At 68.4% G+C, this 532-nt stretch carries 1 protein-coding gene; it reads left to right on the forward strand.

Going from position 1 to position 532, the window contains the following annotated elements:
- A partial coding sequence (locus RX972_RS29210; RefSeq protein ID WP_316880782.1) for an ABC transporter substrate-binding protein occupies nt 1-532 on the forward strand: 532 nt, incomplete at both ends.

The raw sequence follows: 532 nt of genomic DNA on the forward strand, positions 1-532 counted from the left end.
AGCGCGGTGCGCCTCGCACTGCGTAACCTCATCACCCGCAGCAAGATCCCCTACATCTACACGCCGGTCTATGAGGGCGGCGAACGGACGCCGGGCGTGATTGCGATCGGCGAGACGCCGCGCTGGCAGAGCCGGCCGTCGATCCATTGGCTCGCCGAGACCAAGCGCGCCGCGCGCTGGTACCTGATCGGCAGCGATTATGTCTGGCCGTGGCAATCGCACCGCGCGGTGAAGCGCTACATCAAGGAGACCGGCGGCACGGTGGTCGGCGAGGAGTTCGTGCCGGTCGGCGAGGACGATCACGCGGCGCAGCTGGAGCGGATCCGTGCGGCGAAGCCCGATGTCGTGCTGATCTCGCTGATCGGCACCGACAGCGTGACCTTCAACCGCGCCTTCGCCGAGGCCGGGCTCGCGGCGACCATCATCGCGCTGGGCGCGGTGCTCTCGCTGGTGCCGGTGTTCGGCATCCTGCTGGTGCGCAACGAGAAGGTCTTTGCGGTCAAGTTCCAGAGCGCGGACGCCGGCGTGCAGG

The organism is Pseudomonas syringae group sp. J309-1 (genome assembly GCF_032582135.1).
GTDB lineage: Bacteria > Pseudomonadota > Gammaproteobacteria > Pseudomonadales > Pseudomonadaceae > Aquipseudomonas > Aquipseudomonas quasicaspiana.